This window comes from Streptococcus parasanguinis (genome assembly GCF_001578955.1).
Taxonomy (GTDB): domain Bacteria; phylum Bacillota; class Bacilli; order Lactobacillales; family Streptococcaceae; genus Streptococcus; species Streptococcus parasanguinis_U.
On record NZ_KQ969690.1, the window covers coordinates 278,887 to 281,497 of the forward strand.

Annotated in this window: 4 protein-coding genes; all 4 read left to right on the forward strand. The window is 43.6% G+C overall.

Translation table 11 applies throughout. The features are described 5' to 3' along the window. Window positions 1-189: Rid family hydrolase (locus tag SPADD19_RS05180; protein ID WP_241496477.1), on the forward strand; the 189-nt coding region annotated here is incomplete at its 5' end. A gap of 77 nt (window positions 190-266) precedes the next feature. Next, window positions 267-1,157: an RNase adapter RapZ gene (rapZ, locus tag SPADD19_RS05185; RefSeq protein WP_009732574.1), complete on the forward strand. Its 891-nt coding sequence runs from the start codon at window positions 267-269 to the stop codon at window positions 1,155-1,157. Beyond that, window positions 1,154-2,131, forward strand: coding sequence for a YvcK family protein (locus SPADD19_RS05190; RefSeq protein WP_003017791.1), 978 nt, complete (start codon window positions 1,154-1,156; stop codon window positions 2,129-2,131). The genes rapZ and SPADD19_RS05190 overlap by 4 nt, the downstream gene beginning before the upstream one ends. Then, window positions 2,128-2,611, forward strand: a 484-nt coding sequence (gene whiA, locus SPADD19_RS05195) for a DNA-binding protein WhiA (RefSeq protein WP_128861586.1), incomplete at its 3' end; no start/stop codon positions are given. The genes SPADD19_RS05190 and whiA, both read left to right, overlap by 4 nt.

Genomic DNA, 2,611 nt, shown 5'->3' on the forward strand with positions numbered 1-2,611 from the left:
GGTACAGACTTTAACCACGTGGTGAAAACCACTTGTTTCTTAAGTGATATGAATGACTTTGTACCTTTTAATGAGGTTTATAAAACAGTCTTTACCACAGAGTTTCCAGCTCGGTCTGCTGTTGAAGTAGCACGCCTGCCACGTGATGTGAAGGTTGAAATTGAAGTTATTGCGGAAATCAAAGCCTAATAACCATTCAAAGACTAAAAGACAGAGTGGAGAGCAGGAAACTGTAGGCCACTCTGTTTTATTTATGGGAGGAGAAAATGACAGAAAGTAAGATTCAACTGGTCATGGTAACAGGGATGAGCGGTGCGGGCAAGACCGTCGCCATCCAATCGTTTGAGGATTTGGGTTACTTTACCATCGATAATATGCCACCGGCGCTCTTGCTGAAATTTATTGAGCTCATGCGCCACAGTCCCGATAACAATAAATTAGCCGTTGTTGTGGACATGCGGAGCCGTTCTTTTTTCAATGAAATTCGCACCATTTTGGATGAATTGGACAACCAAGAAGACCTGGATTTCAAGGTCTTGTTCTTGGATGCTACGGACAGTGAGTTGGTAGCACGATACAAGGAAACTCGTCGTAGTCACCCACTAGCGGCAGATGGCCGTGTCTTAGATGGGATTACCCTAGAGCGCGAACTCTTATCACCATTAAAAAATATCAGTCAAAATGTGGTGGATACGACTGAGTTGACGCCTCGTAATCTGAGAAAAACGATCGCAGAACAATTTGCCAGTCAAGACAATCAACCAGATTTTCGGGTTGAGGTCATGTCATTTGGGTTTAAATATGGCCTTCCGATCGATGCTGACCTTGTCTTTGACGTGCGTTTCCTTCCAAACCCCTACTATAAATTGGAACTTCGGAATTTAACCGGTCAAGATCCAGCTGTCTATGATTACGTCATGGATCACCCTGAATCAGAGGACTTTTATCGTCACCTCCATGACTTGATCGTTCCTATTTTACCGTCTTATAAACGAGAAGGTAAATCCGTTCTCACCATCGCTATGGGCTGTACCGGTGGGCAACACCGTTCAGTAGCCTTTGCAGAGCGCTTAGCGCATGATTTAGAAAAAAATTGGCAGGTCAATTGCAGTCATAGAGACAAGGACAGACGGAAAGAAACGGTGAATCGCTCATGAGAAAACCTAAAGTAACCGTTATTGGAGGAGGAACAGGGATTTCTGTTATTCTCGATAGTCTGAGAAAGAAACCGGTCGATATTACTGCTATTGTAACCGTTGCAGATGATGGTGGGAGTTCAGGTGAATTGCGGAAGAACATCCAAAAATTGACACCACCTGGAGATCTTCGAAATGTGCTGGTTGCCATGTCAGATATGCCTCGTTTTTATGAGAAGGTCTTTCAATACCGCTTTGCAGACGATGATGGCCCTTTGGCCGGACACCCTTTGGGAAACTTGATCATTGCAGGGATTTCAGAGATGCAAGGCTCGACCTATAATGCCATGCAGTTGTTAACTAAATTCTTTCATACGACCGGCAAGATCTATCCTTCCAGTGATAGTCCCTTGACCCTTCATGCCGTCTTTCAAGATGGAAAAGAAGTGGTAGGAGAAAGCCACATCGCCAACTACACCGGCATGATTGATCATGTCTATGTGACCAATACCTTTGATCAAGAGCGCCCAAAAGCTAGTAAGAAAGTGGTGGAAGCTATTCTTGAAAGTGATATGGTCGTCTTAGGTCCTGGTTCGCTCTTTACCTCGATCCTCCCTAATTTGATGATCGATGAGATTGGGAAAGCCATCCTTGAAACCAAGGCCCAAGTAGCCTATGTGTGTAATATCATGACCCAAAGAGGAGAAACCGAGCATTTCACAGATAGTGACCACGTTGCCGTTCTTCATAAACATTTGGGAGAGAAGTTCATCGATACCGTCCTTGTCAATATCAATCAGGTTCCGGCAGCTTACATGAACAGCAATAAATTTGATGAATACTTGGTGCAGGTAGAGCACGATTTTAAGGGGTTGCACTCGCAAGTTCCCCAAGTGATTTCTTCTGATTTCTTAAAGTTGGTCAATGGAGGAGCCTTTCATGATGGTGAAAAAGTAGTCGAAGAGTTGATGCAGATCGTGCAGGTGAGAAAATGAGTTTTACGGTTCGTGTAAAAGAAGAATTATTGTCTCTCAAGCGATTTGAAAAGAGTGAATTGGCTGCCATTATCAAGATGTCTGGAAGTCTTGGGATTTCAATGGGGGGCTTGACGCTCTCGGTAACAACAGAAAATGCCAAGATCGCTCGCCATATCTATGAATTGTTGCATCATTTCTATGAGGCCAAATCGGATATTCGCCACCACCAAAAAACCAATTTGAAAAAAAATCGTGTCTACACAGTATTCTTGGATGAAAAGGTGGAAGAGATTCTTGCTGACTTGCATTTAGCAGATGCCTTTTTTGGGATTGAAACAGGTATTGATGCTAGTGTTTTAGAAGATGAAGCAGCTAGTCGTGCTTATCTTCGGGGGGCCTTTCTGTCGAGTGGTTCTATCAAGGATCCTGAAAAAGGGAAGTACCAGTTGGAAATTCATTCTGTTTATACAGACCACGCAGAAGGAATTGCCCTTCTCA